Genomic DNA, 18,234 nt, shown 5'->3' with positions numbered 1-18,234 from the left:
CTCCTCTTTTTGAGGGGTCGGGCTTTTTTTATGGTACGATAACAAGATTTATAACCGTTAGATAATAGAGTGTTGAATGGAATTTATTGTTGATTATTTACAGTTTTTAGCGCGCGCAGTGACGATTGTGGCGGCGATTGTTTTATTGCTGCTATTTATTATCGGACTGCGCAGTGATGCCTCTCAAACTCGTCGAGGCCGTATTGAATTTGAAGATTTAGGCGAAGGGCATGAGCGCATTAAAGAGGAATTTGAAGCGCTCTTTGTAGAGGAAGATGAGACCAATAAAAAGGAAAAAACCGCGGTCAAAAATGAGGGTGATGGAGCGGAATCTACCTCAAAGTCTGATAAAAAACGCACAAAAAAAGTGTGGGAAGTGTGGAAAAAGGCGGAGAAAAAGTCCACCGATACCCCGAAAAAAAACCGTCTTTATGTGATCGATTTTGATGGGGATATGGCAGCAAGTGCGGTCAATCAGCTCCGTCATGAGGTTTCGGCCGTTCTTCAGATCGCTAATGAGGGTGATGAGGTATTATTGAAGCTTAAAAGCCCCGGTGGCATGGTGCAAAGTTACGGCCTTGCAGCAGCGCAACTTGCCCGTCTTCGTGAGAAAAACATTCATCTGACCGCATCGGTCGATGAAGTGGCGGCAAGTGGTGGATATCTGATGGCGTGCGTGGCCAATCGCATTGTGGCAGCTCCATTTGCGATTGTAGGTTCAATCGGCGTTGTAGCGCAGATGCCAAACTTCCATAAGCTTTTAGAGAAATGGGATATTGATTACGAGCAATTTACCGCCGGTGAATTTAAGCGAACGGTGACCATGTTTGGGGAAAATACCGATGAAGGGCGCGATAAGTTTAAAGAGGAGCTTGAAGATGTGCATAGCGCCTTTAAATCGTTCGTTAGCACCTATCGCCCTGATTTGGATATCGATATGATTGCAACCGGTGAGCACTGGCTCGCCTCGCAAGCAAAAGCACTTGGTCTTGTCGATGAGCTTAAAACAAGTGATGGCTATATCATTGAAAAAATTGATACAATGAAGGTCTATGGAATTCGATATCGTGAGCGCCGTACCATTCGTCAAGGCATTTCACGCTTTGTAGCGCGCTTATCGAGACGTTTTTCACTTTAAGAAAATCAGTTATCCACAGAAAGTTGTGGATAACTTTGCAGAGCATTAAGGAGGCAAATTGATGAGTGCTTCGATGATAACAAGCGTTGTTTTTACCGGTATCGGGGTCGTACTACTTGGCGGATTTATTGTTATTTTTAATAAATTGATCCGGCATAAAAACTACTGCTATAACGCTTTTGCGCAGATCGATGTGCAACTCACCTATCGTTATGATCTTGTGCCCAATTTGGTGGCGGTAGCGAAAGAGTATCTTCGTCATGAGCAATCGGTTCTTCAGAGCGTTACCGAAGCGCGAAATCGAGCCTTCCAAACCCTGAAAGATGCGCGTCACGCAGTCGGAGAGGTGGATGCCATGCGTGATATGGCCGTAGCCGACACCTCGCTCACACACGCTTTAGCGGGGCTTCGCGCAACGGTGGAAGCCTATCCCGATCTTAAAGCGGATAAGCAGATGGAGAGGTTATCTGAAGAGCTGGTGCACATTGAAAATCGCATCGCGTTTGCTCGCCAAGCCTATAATGATGAGGTGATGCATTATCGCATTACCCAAGAGACCTTCCCGAATAATATCGTCAATGCAATCGGGCGTTTTCCCACCATGGCAGAGCTCGATCTTGAATACGATAAGGAAGCGCCAACGCTTGATCTTTAATGTCTGATCTTTCAGCGTGATCTTTAAAGGATCATGGAATCATTAAAAGGCTAGATTGGGGCGACTCATTCTAGCCTTCTATTTTGGAGAATTATGCTGTATCTCGATGTGATTTTACCGGTGCCTTTGCGCCGAACGTTTGAATATTCATTGCCGGCAGAGTGGACTGACCATGCCGAAATAGGCATGCGCGTTGTAGTACCCTTTGGGCGTGGTAAACGGACGCTTGTGGGGATTATTCAGGCGGTAAAATCAGACTGTGAGTACGATACCAAAAAGATTAAACCGATTGTGTCGCTCCTTGATCGGGAGCCCTTAATCGGCGAGCATGAATTTCGATTAATGAGGTGGATGAGCCATTATTATCATGCGCCGATCGGCGAGGTGATGCCACTCTTTCTGCCGCCGAAGCTTCGTAAAGGCGCGCCCCTTCACGAGATGGAACCGATGATTGCACTCACCGATAAAAGTCTCCCTTGGCTTGCTGAAGAGGGGAGTTCACGGGAGACTGTGAAACATGCGATCGTCACTAAGGTGGCAGAGAAAGGGACGCCGATAAAGGCAGAAGAGGGCGATGATAACGCAACGTATCCTTCGATTGAAAAGGCGGTACTTCGAGAACTTTTTCCAACGCTCCCTTCCCATTTGCGGGAGCTAATTAAACGGGGCTTATTAACCGAGTTTGAACGCCCGCTTGCAACGGAGTGGGATGCGACTCATTTCCCCTCTGAAGCCTCAAGTTTTGAACTCAGTGAGGAGCAACAAACAGCCGTTGATTCCGTTAAGCTTGAAAAAGGCGTTTATCTTTTAGAAGGGGTGACGGGTTCTGGGAAAACGGCCGTCTATACGGAGATTGCCCGGCGGGTTTTAAAGACGGGAAAGCAGGTGTTACTCTTGCTACCGGAGATTGGATTGACACCGCAATTTATTACTCGCATTGAGAAAGAGCTTAATGTGCGCATGGCGGTGATTCATTCTCGCCTTACGGATAATGAGCGCTTTGAGGCGTGGAATGCCGCGCGAACGGGAAAGATTGATCTCTTAATCGGTACGCGCTCAGCACTCTTTACGCCATTTGTACGCCTTGGCGCGATTTTAATTGATGAATCCCACGATCCTTCCTATATTCAGCAAGATGGGGTGCGCTATTCAGCGGTCAATAGTGGCATTCAACGGGCGATGCGGCTCAATATTCCCATCGTGCTCGGGACGGCAACGCCGACGTTAGAAAATTATCTCAATATCGATTCTGGGCTCTGGAAACACCTTAAATTGCCTCATCGCGTTAAGGGGCAGCTACCGGATTGGCAGATCGTCGATAATAACGTTGAAGCGGTTTACGATGGCTTAAGCGGGACGCTTCTTAATGAGATTGAAGCAACCCTTGCGCGTAAAGAGCAGGTGCTGATTTTCCTGAATCGGCGCGGCTTTTCGCCGGTGATTATGTGCCGCTCCTGTGGCTGGATGGCTAAATGCGATGATTGCGATGCGTATCTCAATTTTCATCGAGCAACGAATCGCCTTCATTGCCACCATTGTGGGCATCAAGAGGGATATCCCGAGGTGTGTCCTGAGTGTGGCTTTAATGATTTCCAGTGGGTTGGGGTAGGTACGCAAAAGCTGGAAAAGGTGTTGTCTGATGCTTTTCCGGCTGCGAATGTGATGCGGTTTGATAGTGATAGCATGGCGGAAAAAGGGGAATTTGAAGCGAGCGTTGCGAAGATTATTGCCGGTGAGATCGATATTATTATCGGGACGCAGATGCTCGCAAAAGGGCACGACTTTGAAAATATCACCTTGGTTGCGCTCGTAAATCCCGATGGGCTCTTTTTCTCCAATGATTTTCGCGCCGAAGAGAAGCTCGCACAGACGCTGATGCAGGTCTCGGGGCGAGCCGGGCGCTCACAAAAGCCCGCGAAAGTGGTGATCCAAACGCTGTTCCCAAGCCACGCCGTGTTTACCGAGCTACCAAAAGTGGGCTATCAGCGCTTTACCCGCTCACTCCTTGAGATGCGAAAGCTCCTCGAGCTCCCGCCGTATAGTCATCATGCGTTGATTCAAGTGGAAGCGCGGGCAGAGCAACAGGCGTTTCATTATTTGGAGGGCATTCTTGCCGCAACGCCCAAAGAAATGTTTGATGGGGTGCGTACGATGCCGGTGATGCCCAATCGTTTAAGTCGCCGTCAGGGATATTATCGAGTCCATACCATTTTGCAGGCTAAAGAGCGCTCTGATCTGCACCGCGCGATCTACTATTTAATGGCCCTTTACGAATGTAATCCCGTGACCGATTTGAGGTTCTTAATTGAGATCGATCCTGTGGATTACGGATAGAATTTATTTATAGATTGGATTGAAATTTTCGTACTCCAGCGCCCGTTGGAAATTTTGGTCGAAAATGAACTTATTTATCTATTATTAATAATAACTATTTGAATAATAATGAATTTATATCGATATTAAAAATTCGACAATTTACGTCATTTTTTGCCTAAAAAAGAACCGTTTTGCTGTACTAATAGGGAAGTGCAGTGGCGGGATAAATTTCCCAACGTAAAGAAAGATTAAAAATAAACCGATTGAATTCAATGGTTTATATGATATTTTAGGCAAAAAAAGACCGAGATACTAAGGTATCTCGGCAAAATAACCACCAAAGGAGGATATGGAGGAGAACGTTTGAATCATCAAACGTTGACCATATATTAGCAGACTATTTCTGAGAGTCAACCATCAATTTTACTTTTACAAAACGAAGCTGACGGTCGACAGGTTGCATGCAATTTAAGGTAAAGAAATGTTGGTTTTTTTGACTTAGGTGGCACAAAAAAACCTTGCCTGTGGCAAGGTTTTTCATTGGCAAAATGCCTATTTATTTTTTACATTGAACGGATCAATTACATGCCCGAGATGACGGTGTTAAATCCGCAGTCAACGTATGAGATTTCACCGGTAACGCCAGAGGCTAAATCTGAGCAGAGGAAGGCGGCAACGTTACCGACTTCTTCGATCGTGACGCAGCGGTTTAATGGCGCAGAGGCTTCAAATGCGGTGAGCATCTGTTTAAAGTCTGCAATGCCTGATGCTGCAAGTGTACGGATTGGGCCAGCGGAAACTGCGTTCACGCGGATGCCTTCTTTACCCAGTGCGCTTGCCATGTAACGAACGTTCGCTTCGAGTGATGCTTTAGCAAGACCCATAACGTTATAGTTTTGAACTGAGCGCACGCCGCCTAAGTAGCTTAACGTGATCAGGGCCGCATTTGGGCGAAGATGGGGTTTTGCTGATTTAGCAAGGGCTGCAAAGCTATAGGATGAGATATCGTGTGCGACTTGGAACGCCTCACGAGATACCGCGTCTAAATAGTTGCCTGAAAGCGCTTCACGGGGGGCAAAGCCGATTGCGTGAACGATGATGTCAAAGCCGTCTGTCCAAGTTTGGGTGACAGACGCCATAAGTGCATCGATTTCGTCATCGCTTGCCACATCACAGGGGAAGACCAGTTCTGAATCGAAATCATTTTTTGCCATGTCACGAACACGGCCTTCTAAACGCTCCCCTTGGAAGCTAAAAGCAAGCTCTGCGCCTTGTTCTTTCATCGCTTTTGCAATGCCGTATGCAATCGAACGATTCGAAGCAAGACCAAGAATAAGCGCACGTTTACCTGTTAAAAATCCCATACAAATTCCTTTATCTATTGGTTTGAATGTTGCGTCTAATTTTACCAGTGTTTTATCGTAATATCACGAAATTGCCCAAAGTAAAGCAAGGCTCGCGATGATGATTAAAATGAGGGCGAGTCCCATGCGCTCCTTGATGGAGGCATTAAAGAGCGAAAATTTCATCGATATCCCTAAGAATTAAAACTGGTGAAAGAAGAAAAAGTAGATGGAAGCGGCCGCGACAATCACAAAGAGCACAAGGGCAATCCATGGATGATCGTGCGTGAGCGCTTCAGGCGTTTCCATATGCGCTCGGTCGTAACGGCGTTTTCCGGTAATCATCGCACCAACGAGTGCGGCACGTTTGATCACGGTATAAAATAAGATCGCTAAAAGATGGAGTCCCACAAGGCCAAAAATAACGTAATGCCCATAATGGTGAATCATCGCCAGCGTTGAGCGGGTTTCGTTTTCAATAAGGCCTGATAGCGGGGCATTTTTAAACATATAGGTGTTATCTTCTAAAAAGAGCCCAGAGCTCACTTGCAGTAAAATCACTACGAAAAATGCGAGTACCATCCAGCCGCCCATAGGGTTATGCCCTTCAGTCGGTGAGATGCCGGTTTTCATATAGTCTAAGATCGCTTTCGGGCCGCGTAAGAAATCCCAGAAGACGGCGTGTGAGCTACCAAAGACGCCCCATAAAATCCGGAAAACGATCAAAATAAAGATGCCAATCCCCGCGTATTGATGCACCGCCATAGCGCTCAGTGAGAGTTCAATCCCTAAAAGATTGTAGGCGTAATAATCGTAAAAATTGTAGCCGGTATAAAGACAGAGCGAGATTAAAACCACAAGGCTCCAATGAAAGAGGCGGACGGGCAGGTCCCACACTTTAAATTTGTTCATGAATGCTCCTTATTTAATACGAGAACTACTATTCGAAGGTGACTTCAAAGGTGTAGCGTTCCTTTTTGACGGCATCAATTGCAAGCGGATCGGTGGGCAGTGGAATCGGGACAGCTGCCTCAATGCCGCGGACGGTACTGCGATCATATTCCAAACTGCCGCTCGATTTAATCACCTGCGGATCGCCGATGAGATAGCCATTGGCGTTTAGCTGGAAGCGCACCGTCGCACTCAATCCGCCTTCCGGTTTTATCCAGAACGTATATAAATGTACTTTTAAAGTGCCACTTAAGTATTGACTTACCGCAGCTCCGGTCTTTTCTGCTAATATTTTTGCATCGCGAGCGGCCTGTTCACGGGCAGCTTTTTCTTTGGCAAGGCGATCGCGTTCCGCTTGTGCCGCCTTTTCTTTCGCAATGCGTTCCTGTTCTGCTTTCTCTTTAGCCGCTTTTTCCTTGGCTGCTTTCTCTTGGGCGATTTTTTCTTGGCGTGCTTTCTCAGCTTTCTCTTGAGCGATTTTTTCTTGACGCTCTTTTTCGGCCTTCTCTTTGGCGATCTTTTCCTGACGTTCTTTCTCAGCCTTCTCTTTGGCGATTTTTTCTTGGCGCGCTTTCTCGGTTTTTTCTTTGGCGATCTTCTCTTGACGGGCTTTTTCCGCTTTTTCTTTAGCGATCCGCTCCTCTTCGAGGCGTTTTTCTGTCGCTAAACGGTTAATCTCTTCGGTCACTTGGCGGTGATCAATCCGTTCTGAGGCAAGGGGTTCGGGCGTTGGAATCTCTGAATCGAGCGGGACCTGTAAACCGCCGCCCGGCGCATCGAAGATAATCTCTTTGGTTTTCATCACAAAAAAGACCACTCCCGCGATCATGAGCGCGGTTAACAGAAGGCTTACGCCATTGGCGATAATCGATTGAAGTCGGCTATTCATACTTAGTTTTCACTTATATTGACATCAAATTGAACCTTTTTCTCGGTGACATCTTGCAAGAGCGCAACGGCATCGATAATACGGCCATAAGGCGCTTCTTTATCCCCTTTAACGCGGGTATTAAGCCTTGCATTTTTATCAAAGACAAAGCGTACCTGCTCTTTAATTTGCGCGTCCGATAGGCTCACTTCAGGTTCAGGCGCGTAGTTAAGGTAAAAGCGTCCCTCGCGATCGACCGAAACCACGATATCGTCATTATCCTCAGAGGCAACATCTTTTGCGCTCTCCATCGACGGCGGATCGACATCAATCCCCACCGAGATCGTCGTTGCGGTTACCATAAAGATAATCAGTAGGACAAACATCACGTCCACATAGGGCACGATGTTCATCTCGGAGTTGAGTTTTGTCCGACGTGTACGGCGTTGCATAATTACCCCTCTCTAGAGTGAGATGATTGGGTGTGCGCCGATTTTTGTTTGGTGAGATGGATATATTGGCGCGATAAAATATTGGCAAATTCATCAATAAATCCATCATACCGCATCAGTAACTTATTCACATCGTTGGTAAATTTGTTGTAGGCCATCGATGCGGGAATCGCGGCAAAGAGCCCGATTGCCGTTGCAATGAGTGCCTCTGAAATCCCGGGAGCCACCTGTGCAAGCGTTACCTGTTTAACGGCGCCAAGCGCGCTAAAGGAGTTCATTACCCCAATTACTGTGCCTAAAAGCCCAATATAGGGGGCAACTGATGCGGTTGTTGCGAGCCAAGAGAGCGTCTTATTGAGTGCGATCTCCTCTTTTTGCGTTGCGGAAAACATCGCACTTTTGGCGTTATTAGCGATCAATTCAGGGGAATAATTGAGATGATCTTTTAAGCGCCAAAATTCTTGAAAGCCCGCTAAAAATACCGACTCAAGGCCCACCGGTTTTTGATCTTTTTTAAGGGTGTGATTGGCAAGCTGATTGATATCGGCGCCCGACCAGAAAAGACGCTCAAATTTAGTCACTTGGTGGGTGGCAAATTTTAGTAAAATCCATTTTTTCCAGATCAGGAAGATCGCAATGATCACCATACTCGCAAGAATCCCGATAATGATCTGAACGGGGAGACTCGCTTCAAGGATAAGTTGCCAAAAGTTGACGCTAGATTGCATGAATTACTCCTAATTCGTGAAGATTCCAGGAAGAGGAAGGGGTTTTCGGGTATCGGTGTCAAGGCAGACAATTTCAACCATTCCCGAGGTTAATCGCTCCTCGCCTCGATAGATAATCTGTTCAAAGTGTACGCGAGTTTTGGTGCGTTTGGCAATGGTTGTTGCCACGTAAAGATCGTCGCAAAGTACTGCCGGTTTATGATAATTGATGCTGATATTGCGCACCACAAACATCTTTTTTTCCGTATCGGCGTAGGTATGCAGATTGACCCCGCGGGATAAGAGCCACTCGGTTCGCGCTCGCTCCATAAAGTTGAGGTAGGTCGAGTGATAGACGATGCCACCCGCGTCGGTATCTTCGTAATAGACCCGAATGGGCAGAATAAACGGCGATGATTCGGTTGTGCTCGTCATGATAATGATTCTTATATGGTTGCTAATCGTTTAAATTAATTCCCAATATTATAGCGGAATAGCGTTACTTTAGTGAAGATAAAACGGTGTTGAGCGCTTTTGGGAGTGGGGCGCTGATGGTATAGTCTGCGCCATTTAAGGTAAATTTTAGTAAGGAGGCGTGGAGAAAAAGCCGATCAATGCCATAAGATTTCGCTTCACGATTCATAGCCGTATCGCCATATCGGGGATCGCCAATAATCGGAAATCCGCTTGCCGCACTGTGAACGCGAATTTGGTGAGTGCGTCCGGTAATAAGCTCTGCATCAAGGAGGCTCATAGTGGAAAAACGTCTTAATTCAGTAAAAATGGTGGTAGACGGTTTGCCATCAGGATCGGGAGTGACATGGCGCTCGCGCTGGGTATCTCGGTGTTCGGTATCGAGCGCAAGATCCACCCGTAACGGAGAGCTTTTTAGCGCGCCCTTAACCAGTAAGGTGTAGTGCTTTTCAATCTCTGCCTGTTGCAGTGCTAATAAGGCCTTGCGGTTTTTCGCGATCAGTAAAATACCACTGGTATCCCGATCGAGCCGATGAACAAGCTCTAAAAAGGAACACTCCGGTTTTGCCGCGCGAAGCCATTCAATAACGCCCGCTTTAATCTCACTGCCTGCATGCACCGCATCGCCGGAGGTTTTATTGATCGCAATAAAATCCGCTGTTTCATCAATCATGCAGTGGAGAATATGCTGTTTTTCCGCCTCGCTAATGATCACCGTTTCCGTTTTAGGAAGTAGCACTGGAGGGAGACGAACGATGTCCCCTTTGTTGAGCCGATAGGTGGGTTTGATACGCCCTTTATTGACGCGAACCTCGCCTTTACGCAACATTTGATAGATTCGGCTTTTGGGGAGCACACGAAATTCCGCCATGAGAAAATTATCAATGCGCTGACCCTCGTGGTTGGCATCGATGGTCTTCATCATCACCGGGCGTTTAATCATATTGGCAGGCGTTGAATCGGTCATATGGAGTTCCTAACGGGGTAAAAAAGGGCTAGAGATTAATAAGGAAAAGCCTCCAGAGGGGGAGGCTTTTCATCGGATCTAGGGATCGGCATTTAATTAAATACGTTCCGTAGATCTTAAAAGAGTGAGGCTTGAATCACTGACGCAGAATCCGTGGGATCTTCTATTCATCCTCCGGATCAGCCGGCGCCTCTTCCGATGCAGGGGTTCCGGTGCTACCGATAAAGTGTTCGCGAACTTTCGTTTCAATTTCGCGCGCAATTTCAGGATTTTCACGGAGGAACTGTTTCGAGTTCTCTTTTCCTTGGCCTAAGCGGGTATCGCCGTAGCTATACCATGCACCGGCTTTATCCACAAATCCGCCATCGACACCGAGATCGATCACTTCGCCTAAGGTGTCAATGCCTTGGCCATACATGATCTCAAATTCCGCTTGTCTAAAGGGAGGCGATACTTTGTTTTTCACGACGCGTACACGAGTTGCTGCGCCGATCACCTCGTCGCCTTTCTTAATCGCACCGGTACGGCGGATATCAAGACGCACAGAGGAGTAGAATTTAAGAGCATTTCCCCCGGTCGTGGTTTCAGGGCTACCAAACATGACACCGATCTTCATACGAATTTGGTTAATGAAGATGACAAGGGTGTTCGATTTTTGGATATTTGCGGTCAATTTACGGAGCGCCTGGCTCATTAAACGGGCTTGAAGACCCATGTGCGAATCCCCCATCTCCCCTTCAATTTCCGCTTTCGGAGTTAGGGCTGCAACGGAGTCAACAACCACGATATCCACTGCGCCTGAACGTACGAGCGTATCGGTAATTTCGAGCGCTTGTTCACCGTTATCGGGCTGAGAAACGTAGAGATTTTCTACATCCACGCCTAATTTTGCGGCGTAAGCGGGGTCGAGGGCGTGCTCAGCGTCAATAAACGCGGCAGTACCACCGGCTTTTTGCGCTTCGGCAATGACGTGAAGCGTGAGCGTTGTTTTACCGGATGATTCAGGTCCAAAGATTTCGACAACACGGCCGCGGGGCAATCCACCGATACCAAGGGCAACGTCAAGGCCGATTGATCCTGTGGAAACGGGAATAATCCCGGCAGGTGATTGGTCATCACCAAGACGCATGACAGAGCCTTTACCAAATTGACGATCGATCTGGCTTAATGCGGCTTGAAGCGCTTTGCGTTTATTCTCATCCATTATTTTGTCCTCAAATATCAGAAAGATTTAAAGAGCCACTATTATGGCATATATTGGGAATTACTTTTAACTAAGTTGTTTGATTTTGTTGATCGCTTTGGTGGTGGAGTAACCGTCGATAAAGTCGATCAGTTTCACCTCGCCGCCATTGTTTAAGACCGCTTCGGCGCCCTTAATATCGCTCACTTCGTAGTCGCTTCCTTTCACTAAAATATCCGGCAGCAACTCATTAATTAGGGATTCGGGCGTATCTTCATCAAAGAGCACGACCCAGTCCACGGACGATAGCGACGCCAGTACCGAAGCGCGGCTCTCTTCGTCCATAATGGGGCGCTCTGGGCCTTTAATGCGTTTGACCGATGCATCGGAATTGAGCGCAACAATGAGACGATCTCCAAGACGGCGCGCGGCTTCAAGGTAGGAAACATGGCCTTTGTGAATAATATCGAAGCAACCGTTGGTCATTACGATTTTTTCTTGGCGATCGTGAGCGATCTTGATCTCTTCGAGCAGCTCCTCTTTCGTTAAAATACGGTGGTGCGCTCTTGACGCTTCACGCATCGCACGATTAAGCTCATCATAAGAGACGGTGGAAGCGCCCATTTTACCCACCACAATTGAGGCGCCTAAGTTAGCAATGCGACACGCCTCCGGTAGGGAGTGATCTTTGGCAAGAAAGGTCGCAATCAGCGCGATGACCGTGTCGCCAGCACCGGTAACATCAAACACATCGCGGGCTTGGGCGGAAAAGGTGATCGGTTCTTTATCTTTTTCAAAAAGCGTCATGCCCTTTTCACTGCGGGTAATGAGCAGTGCCTCAAGATCGAGCGTTTCACGCATTGTTTGCGCCTTTTCAAAGAGCTCTTCATCGCTGTGGCAGGTACCGGCAATCTTCTCAAATTCACTTAAATTTGGGGTAAGCAACGTACTGCCACGATATTTAGTAAAGTCATCGCCTTTTGGGTCGATAATCACTTTTTTACCGTGCGCGCGGGCATGAGCGATCAGCTCCGATACCGGCTGTAAAAAGCCTTTGCCGTAATCGGATAAAACGATCACATCGGCACTTTCAATCTCTTTTTTACACAGATCAACGGTCGATTTGGACGGCGTATCGGGATAGTTTTCTTCAAAATCACAGCGGACCACATGTTGCTGACGGCTAATCACACGCAGTTTATTGATGGTTGCATGCTGAGAATCGGTAATCAGCGCATCGATAATTCCCGCCGATTGGCATAGATCTTTAAGATCTCGCCCGGCATCATCATCGCCAATTAAACCCACAAGAGAGACGGTTTGATCGAGCGTTTGAATGTTGAGCGCAACGTTGGCTGCGCCCCCAAGTTTCTTCTCAATGGTCTTAATATTAACCACCGGAACCGGGGATTCCGGAGAGATTCGATGGGTCGAACCGATCCAGTAACAATCAAGCATGACATCGCCAATTACGGCAATTTTCTTCGTCGCAGGCATAGTGATCTCTCTTTTAAAATTGCGTATTAAATAGGGTGTTGAAGTTGTTGCGGGTGAGATCGGCGGTCTCCTCTAAGGAGAGCCCTTTGATTTCGGCAATCATCTTCGCCACTTCCGGAACGTGTCCGGGAAAATTGATTTTACCACGATACGGCACCGGTGCTAAGTAGGGCGAGTCGGTCTCGATCAAAATACGATCAAGTGGCATTTTTCGCACTACTTCGCGAAGCTCGGCGGCGTTTTTAAAGGTGATAATCCCTGAAAATGAGACGTAAAACCCTTGGTCGAGCCCTTGCTTTGCCATCTCCCAATTTTCAGTAAAGCAGTGGAGAATCGCTCCAGCATCGCGCGCATTTTCATGCTTTAAGATATTGATGGTATCTTCCCGGGCACTTCGGGTATGAATAATCAGCGGCTTTTGCGTCTTTTTAGCGATATCGATTTGGCGAATAAAATAATCTTGTTGCTGTAATTTACTCTCTTCGGTGTAGTAGTAATCAAGCCCAGTTTCACCAATGGCGATCACATTTGGGTGCGCTAACATCTCGGCACAACTGTCGAGCGTTGGGAGCGGCTCCTCTTCAACATTGCAAGGATGAATCCCCACCGAAAGGGAGACGCGGTCGAGATAGTTTTTAACGGTGTCGTGCATCGCGTGCCAATTATTCAGGCTAATGGAGACGCAAAGCATGTGCTGAACATTTTCAGCTAGAGTACGGGCCATCATCTCGTCAAAATCGTCGTTAAAACGAGCAAGATCAATGCAATCGAGATGACAGTGAGAATCGATAAAGTGCATAAGTATAATTAGTGAGTGTTGAGTGATGTGAAACGAAAGCGCGTGATTAAAACGCTAGAAATGCGATCGCCGCATATCGGGTTGATAGATGCGGCGATTGATCAGTTTAAGTCGTAGGCGATATTACATGGTGTTGGTCATCATTGAGCGTCTTCCCGATTGATCGATAATTTTTTTAAATCGATCATTGATGGTGGGCGCTTGAACGCCGGTAAAGGCAACCCCAATCCCTTGTTTGCGTCCTCCAGAGGCTTTTGGTGGGTTGATCCACACGACTTTTGCCGGGGCGGGACTACGCTGTTTGGGGTTATCGGGGAGGGTGAGGACGATAAACAATTCGTCGCCGAGCGAGAATTCTCGTTCCGTTGGAATGAAAAATCCACCATCGCGCAGAAAGGGCATATAGGCCTCAACTACTTGGCCTGCGTCCTTAAACGTAATGGCTATTTGTCTCGATCGTTGATTCATTGTTTAAACCTCTACTTCTCTTTATGATTCATTTTATCGCCTAATAACTTCTCTATTATAGCGGTTATTTGGGCTTCTTGGTACGGTTTACCACAATATTCATTTGCGCCAAGTGAAATGGCACGCTCTTTGTGTTTTTCCCCAGTGCGCGAGGTTACCATAATGACAGGAACATCCACAAGATGCGGTCTTGCGCGGAGATGCGCGAGTACTTCAAATCCATCCATCTTCGGCATTTCAATGTCGAGCATAATAAGGTCTGGGGTGAAGGTTTCAAGTTTTTCCACCGCATCAATCCCATCTTTCGCCGCTTTCCATTGTAAGCCCATCCGCTCAACCATTCGCGAGCTTACTTTACGCATAGTAATGGAGTCGTCGACGATAAGGACCGTTGGTATTGCCGCTTTTTCACTCTCGTCAGCGTGCGCATCGATGCTCATATCTTGCATCATCGAGAGTAGTTTCTCATTTTTAATGATGCTCTGAATATCGATGATATAGATAATGCTTCCATCGGGAAGTAAGCTACTGCCTGAAATCCCTGGAATGTGCGCAATTTGCGGGTTAAGCGGGCGCATAATCATATCTTGCTGCGCGACAATTCGGTCAATCTCAAGTGCGACTTTACGGCCGGCAATGGAGTAGAAGAGGTAGATGTTTTTCTCTTTCGTTTGTCCAAAGCTAAGATCACCATACACGCGTCCGATCGGTAGAATCTCATAGGATTCCCCTTGATAGTTTGCCATATTATTGACGATCTTTTCGTTATCGAGTTTGTCGATCGCGATGATGTTATCAAGCGGAATCGCCACTTGTTTTGTACCAATGCTAACCAGCAGGGTTTGCAGCGTTGTGAGCGAGTAGGGTACCGCGATCTCAAAGGCAAGCCCTTTACCGGGCATATTTTCAACGGAGAGGCGCGCGTTAAGAAGAACGAGCGCTTTTGCTAAAATATCGAGTCCAACGCCACGTCCCGCATCTTGCGAGAGGGATTTTGCTGTAGTCATGCCAGGAAGCATGAGTAGTTCAATTAAGCGCTGATCTGAGATCTTTTCATCGGCTTTAATCTTACCAAGTTCAACCGCTTTCTGGCGGGCTGTTTCAATATCAATTCCAGCACCATCGTCGGCAAAGCGAATCACAAGGTCAGGCCCGTGTTTGGTTACATGAATTGAGATATTACCGGTGCTCTCTTTCCCACTCGCTTTACGCGTTTCAGGATCTTCAATCCCGTGAATGATTGAGTTACGAATCATATGTTCAAACGGGGTGAGCATCTGCTCAAGCAGCATACGCTCAACGAAAATATCGGTCCCTTCAGTGGTGAGTTCTACGGTTTTGTCGTGCACTTTCGATACTTGTCGAATCAAGCGGCGTAGACGCGGAATAATGCTCTGGAAGTTATCGGTTCTAACTTCATTCAATGTTTGGTTAACAAAGGATTGAAGGAGCGATTGCTTCTCAAGGTTATTAGTCAGCGTATTGACATGCGCATCGATGGTTTTGCGGAGCGAATCTAAGTCTCCCGCGGATTCCATGATGAGGCGTGTCAGCTGTTGTAGCTCTGAGAATCGGTCAAGCTCAAGGGGGTCAAATTCCCCGTGATCGGCTAAACGCGCGTGACGGGAGACCATCTGCGCTTCCATCTCAATCTCAATTCGGCGAGCTTGTGAATTAACGCGACCAATCGTTCGGTCGAGTTCTTCAATCGACGATAAAATCTGGTTAACGCTGCGTTGTTGTTGCGCGTTGAGAATAATGTTTTCCGCAATATTTTCGGACATTAAGCTCAATTTATTTGGTGATACACGAATCGCACCAAGCTCCGCCTGTGCCGCCGAGCTCGTCTCTTCGGTCACCTCAGTGATTTTTTCATCCCCTTCTACTTTCCCTAAAAGGTCCATTTCTGGGGGTGTTTCGTTCCCAAGGAGAAGATGGAGTGAGGAGAGAATGTTATACGCCTCTTGGTCCATCTGCGCGGTTTTATTCTCGAGCATCGTTGGAATATGGTCGAGGGCACGCTGGAGTAGATCAAAACGGCGTGGGTCTTTCGAGAAAAGCGCGATATAAGCTTGGTCAAGCAAGGACTCAAGCGCGTGGCTCAATTGGCCGATATCCTCTTTCCCCACCATGCGTGAGCTCCCTTTAAGGGTGTGCATGAGGCGTCTAAACTCGCCTAATAAGGGGGAAGTGGGATCATATTCAGTTGCGCGCCACTCGTTGATCACATCGTCGGTATTTTCAAGAATCTCGAGGGCCTCTTCAGTGAAGAGCTCAAGAAGTTCGTTGTCAATCTCGTTCGAGTCATCGTGTTTTTGGCTTGAATCACGCAGCGCCGGGTATTCGATAATGCGTTTACTGAGCGTTTCAATATAGTATTGAAATTCGCTTTGCGAAACGGTGCGTCCTTCGATCGCTTGGACCGCACTTTCAAGTGCTTTTTTCCAGAGCGATAAGGTACGGCGCTGTGGGCTTAATCCGTGCGCTAAATAGAGTAGAGCATTTGAATTGACCGCTTTAACAAGTGAATTGGCTTGCGCGTTTTGTTCAATGCGTTTGTTATGAAGCAGTAAGCGCAGGTCCTCAGTGAGGTGATGGAGCGTATTGTATGAACCGCTCTCAAGGCCATCAATGAGGGTTAAAATATTTTGGACGAGCTCAGAATCATCGACGATCTCTTCGTGAACCGGCTCAAAGACGATCTCTTCCTCAAGAGGAAGTTCTTTCTCTTGCAGCTCAGTACGGAGTTGATTGATAAATTCGTCGTCATCTTGGAGCATAATCGCCGGCGCTTCTTGAACCGGAATTTGCCCGTCGTGCTCCATTAAGTATTCTGCTTGATAGACGATACGGAAGAGCTCATTTTCATAAACCTCTTCGCCAGCGAGCAGTTTTTTAATCGCGGTATAACCGTCGTTGGCATGGTGCCAAATCGCCTCACTGAAGGCATATTTCTTATCGCGGCAACCATTTAAGACCGATTCCACATACCACGCAATTTCACCTTCGTACATAAAGCCCGACATATAACCACTGCCCTTTAAGGTGTGGAATGCGCGGCGTAGATCGAGGATGGTATTGTCGTCGTAAGGCGGCTCTTTCAGTTTTTCGAGCGACTCTTCCACAAGCGGGAAGACTTCCGTTTCCACCTCTTCGCGATAACTCTCTTTTAGCTCATTTAAGAGTTCATCGTCATAATCGGGAACATCTTTTAGAGAGACTTCTGTTTCGCCGGTTAAATAATAGGGGTGGCGATGAGTTGAAGCTTTACCGGCTGCATTTGCATCTTGAGCGGCTTGTTTTGGCGCGGCTACGGTACTTTCTGTAACTTCGTGAGACTCATGCTCAGTATGGGCGATCACATTTTCAAGGAGTGCTTGATATTCATCGGCACTGCTTAACGGATTGGCAAGATCACGGAGCGTATCAATGGGTAATTCAATGATGGCATTGCTCGATAGGGCAGAGCAGCTTTCGGTAAATTTCTTCGCAAAACTGCGTTTATCGATCACTGAGAGATCGGCTTTCACTTGCGCTAAAAGATCACGAAGATGGGCAATAAACGAGGCTTGTCCTTTGTAGTGTGTTAAGGCTTGATAGAGCCCTTGGCTAAAGATCTGATCTTCAAAGGTAAAGCCCGATTTAATCGCATCAAGGAGGTCCACAAGTTCGATATAGGCGGTAAATCCGCGCGAGCCTTTTTCGGCAATACGTGCAGTAAAATCAGCGGCAAGGTCTGGTAACCCATGTGTTTCAAAGAGCGCAATAAAAGGTGCGATATGCTCGCGATGAGCCTCACTTAATACCGGCTGAGGATTATTATCTAAAATCGCAAGCTCCTTTTGGAGCTCGTAGATTGAATCAAGTTCAAGCGCGGTTGTAAGGCCTTTAAAATCTACATCACCGAGGGCTTCACGTGAAACCTCTGCAGCAGGAACCTCAGGCGTTAGGAGAACAAGCTCTTCAGAATCTTCAGGGTGAAGATCGTGTTTAACCTCTTGTTGTAGGCTTGCGGCAATGCTGGCACTGCTTGCTTTAGCGACTAACAATTGGTCAACCAGCGTTGTAACCACCGCGGGATCAATGAGGGCGTTGTCGGTTTCAACCGCTTCGATCAGATTGATCAATTTATGGAAATATTGGCTCTTCTCGAAACGCTCCATATCGGGCGTCTGCTCGGAGAGGTAGCGCTGAATTTGTTCCCATAATGGGCGGTTCTGCTCATCGTGTTCGATGAGGGATTCCACAACGCTAGGATCAAGGGATAGAGATGGTTTTTTCGAGTCTACAAATCCTAAGGAGAGATAGCGCCGAACCATGTTGGCGCGTATCTTTCTGATATTTTGTAACATCTCATGGTTATCTTGATACATAGTAGATCTCATGGTTTGTTCTAACAAAAGGGATTCCTTTCCA

The 18,234-nt window shown here is 47.2% G+C and carries 15 protein-coding genes; 3 read left to right on the top strand and 12 right to left on the bottom strand.

Annotation, left to right across the window (positions count from 1 at the left end; all coding sequences use genetic code 11):
* Positions 1 to 76: 76 nt before the first annotated feature.
* The 3 genes from sohB to priA all read left to right on the top strand — a co-directional run bounded on the left by sohB (position 77) and on the right by priA (position 4,127).
* Positions 77 to 1,138, top strand: a complete 1,062-nt coding sequence (sohB, locus tag OXI21_RS00725; protein ID WP_279617633.1) for a protease SohB — start codon at positions 77 to 79, stop codon at positions 1,136 to 1,138.
* Positions 1,139 to 1,199: 61 nt separating this feature from the next.
* Positions 1,200 to 1,793, top strand: a complete 594-nt coding sequence (locus OXI21_RS00720; RefSeq protein WP_279617632.1) for a LemA family protein — start codon at positions 1,200 to 1,202, stop codon at positions 1,791 to 1,793.
* A 93-nt stretch (positions 1,794 to 1,886) separates the two neighbouring features.
* A complete protein-coding gene (priA, locus tag OXI21_RS00715) occupies positions 1,887 to 4,127 on the top strand; it encodes a primosomal protein N' (RefSeq protein WP_279617631.1) in 2,241 nt (746 codons plus the stop codon).
* A gap of 563 nt (positions 4,128 to 4,690) precedes the next feature.
* On the opposite strand, the gene OXI21_RS00710 is transcribed toward priA, so the two are convergent.
* The 12 genes from OXI21_RS00710 to OXI21_RS00655 form a co-directional block, all read right to left on the bottom strand.
* A complete protein-coding gene (locus OXI21_RS00710; protein WP_279617630.1) occupies positions 4,691 to 5,473 on the bottom strand; it encodes an enoyl-ACP reductase in 783 nt (260 codons plus the stop codon).
* Positions 5,474 to 5,653: 180 nt separating this feature from the next.
* Positions 5,654 to 6,364 carry a cytochrome b/b6 domain-containing protein gene (locus tag OXI21_RS00705; RefSeq protein WP_279617629.1) on the bottom strand — a complete coding sequence of 237 codons (711 nt, stop codon included), beginning with the start codon at positions 6,362 to 6,364 and terminating at the stop codon, positions 5,654 to 5,656.
* 28 nt (positions 6,365 to 6,392) lie between these two features.
* Entirely contained in the window at positions 6,393 to 7,292 is a 900-nt protein-coding gene (locus OXI21_RS00700; RefSeq protein ID WP_279617628.1) for a TonB C-terminal domain-containing protein, read from the bottom strand.
* Between the two features lie 2 nt (positions 7,293 to 7,294).
* Positions 7,295 to 7,723, bottom strand: coding sequence for a biopolymer transporter ExbD (locus OXI21_RS00695; RefSeq protein ID WP_279617627.1), 429 nt, complete (start codon positions 7,721 to 7,723; stop codon positions 7,295 to 7,297).
* Between the two features lie 2 nt (positions 7,724 to 7,725).
* Positions 7,726 to 8,451, bottom strand: a complete 726-nt coding sequence (gene tolQ, locus OXI21_RS00690) for a protein TolQ (RefSeq protein WP_279617626.1) — start codon at positions 8,449 to 8,451, stop codon at positions 7,726 to 7,728.
* Positions 8,452 to 8,460: 9 nt separating this feature from the next.
* On the bottom strand, positions 8,461 to 8,865 hold the full coding sequence (gene ybgC, locus OXI21_RS00685) for a tol-pal system-associated acyl-CoA thioesterase (protein WP_279617625.1): 405 nt from the start codon (positions 8,863 to 8,865) through the stop codon (positions 8,461 to 8,463).
* A gap of 64 nt (positions 8,866 to 8,929) precedes the next feature.
* Complete coding sequence (locus OXI21_RS00680; RefSeq protein ID WP_279617624.1) at positions 8,930 to 9,871, bottom strand: RluA family pseudouridine synthase; 942 nt, start codon at positions 9,869 to 9,871, stop codon at positions 8,930 to 8,932.
* A 163-nt stretch (positions 9,872 to 10,034) separates the two neighbouring features.
* Positions 10,035 to 11,075: a recombinase RecA gene (gene recA / locus OXI21_RS00675; RefSeq protein WP_279617623.1), complete on the bottom strand. Its 1,041-nt coding sequence runs from the start codon at positions 11,073 to 11,075 to the stop codon at positions 10,035 to 10,037.
* 66 nt (positions 11,076 to 11,141) lie between these two features.
* On the bottom strand, positions 11,142 to 12,551 hold the full coding sequence (gene hldE, locus OXI21_RS00670; RefSeq protein ID WP_279617622.1) for a bifunctional D-glycero-beta-D-manno-heptose-7-phosphate kinase/D-glycero-beta-D-manno-heptose 1-phosphate adenylyltransferase HldE: 1,410 nt from the start codon (positions 12,549 to 12,551) through the stop codon (positions 11,142 to 11,144).
* Positions 12,552 to 12,564: 13 nt separating this feature from the next.
* Complete coding sequence (locus OXI21_RS00665) at positions 12,565 to 13,350, bottom strand: TatD family hydrolase (RefSeq protein ID WP_279617621.1); 786 nt, start codon at positions 13,348 to 13,350, stop codon at positions 12,565 to 12,567.
* A 123-nt stretch (positions 13,351 to 13,473) separates the two neighbouring features.
* Positions 13,474 to 13,818, bottom strand: coding sequence for a PilZ domain-containing protein (locus tag OXI21_RS00660; protein ID WP_279617620.1), 345 nt, complete (start codon positions 13,816 to 13,818; stop codon positions 13,474 to 13,476).
* Positions 13,819 to 13,829: 11 nt separating this feature from the next.
* The gene (locus tag OXI21_RS00655) at positions 13,830 to 18,191 is read right to left on the bottom strand and encodes a response regulator (protein ID WP_279617619.1); all 4,362 of its coding nucleotides are present in this window, start codon (positions 18,189 to 18,191) and stop codon (positions 13,830 to 13,832) included.
* Between the last annotated feature and the right edge of the window lie 43 nt (positions 18,192 to 18,234).

The sequence above is a fragment of the Ignatzschineria sp. RMDPL8A genome, assembly GCF_029815055.1.
GTDB lineage: Bacteria > Pseudomonadota > Gammaproteobacteria > Cardiobacteriales > Wohlfahrtiimonadaceae > CALZBJ01.
The sequence above is the reverse complement of the archived record's forward strand: the minus strand, read 5'-3'. Positions and strand labels throughout refer to the sequence as shown.

Excerpts from the sequence above, each read along its gene's own strand:
- ybgC (WP_279617625.1), bottom strand. The coding sequence starts at position 8,865 with ATGACGAGCACAACCGAATCATCGCCGTTTATTCTGCCCATTCGGGTC.
- hldE (WP_279617622.1), bottom strand. The coding sequence starts at position 12,551 with ATGCCTGCGACGAAGAAAATTGCCGTAATTGGCGATGTCATGCTTGAT.
- OXI21_RS00720 (WP_279617632.1), top strand. The coding sequence starts at position 1,200 with ATGAGTGCTTCGATGATAACAAGCGTTGTTTTTACCGGTATCGGGGTC.
- OXI21_RS00705 (WP_279617629.1), bottom strand. The coding sequence starts at position 6,364 with ATGAACAAATTTAAAGTGTGGGACCTGCCCGTCCGCCTCTTTCATTGG.
- OXI21_RS00680 (WP_279617624.1), bottom strand. The coding sequence starts at position 9,871 with ATGACCGATTCAACGCCTGCCAATATGATTAAACGCCCGGTGATGATG.
- tolQ (WP_279617626.1), bottom strand. The coding sequence starts at position 8,451 with ATGCAATCTAGCGTCAACTTTTGGCAACTTATCCTTGAAGCGAGTCTC.
- OXI21_RS00700 (WP_279617628.1), bottom strand. The coding sequence starts at position 7,292 with ATGAATAGCCGACTTCAATCGATTATCGCCAATGGCGTAAGCCTTCTG.
- recA (WP_279617623.1), bottom strand. The coding sequence starts at position 11,075 with ATGGATGAGAATAAACGCAAAGCGCTTCAAGCCGCATTAAGCCAGATC.
- OXI21_RS00660 (WP_279617620.1), bottom strand. The coding sequence starts at position 13,818 with ATGAATCAACGATCGAGACAAATAGCCATTACGTTTAAGGACGCAGGC.
- OXI21_RS00665 (WP_279617621.1), bottom strand. The coding sequence starts at position 13,350 with ATGCACTTTATCGATTCTCACTGTCATCTCGATTGCATTGATCTTGCT.
- OXI21_RS00710 (WP_279617630.1), bottom strand. The coding sequence starts at position 5,473 with ATGGGATTTTTAACAGGTAAACGTGCGCTTATTCTTGGTCTTGCTTCG.
- priA (WP_279617631.1), top strand. The coding sequence starts at position 1,887 with ATGCTGTATCTCGATGTGATTTTACCGGTGCCTTTGCGCCGAACGTTT.
- sohB (WP_279617633.1), top strand. The coding sequence starts at position 77 with ATGGAATTTATTGTTGATTATTTACAGTTTTTAGCGCGCGCAGTGACG.
- OXI21_RS00655 (WP_279617619.1), bottom strand. The coding sequence starts at position 18,191 with ATGTATCAAGATAACCATGAGATGTTACAAAATATCAGAAAGATACGC.
- OXI21_RS00695 (WP_279617627.1), bottom strand. The coding sequence starts at position 7,723 with ATGCAACGCCGTACACGTCGGACAAAACTCAACTCCGAGATGAACATC.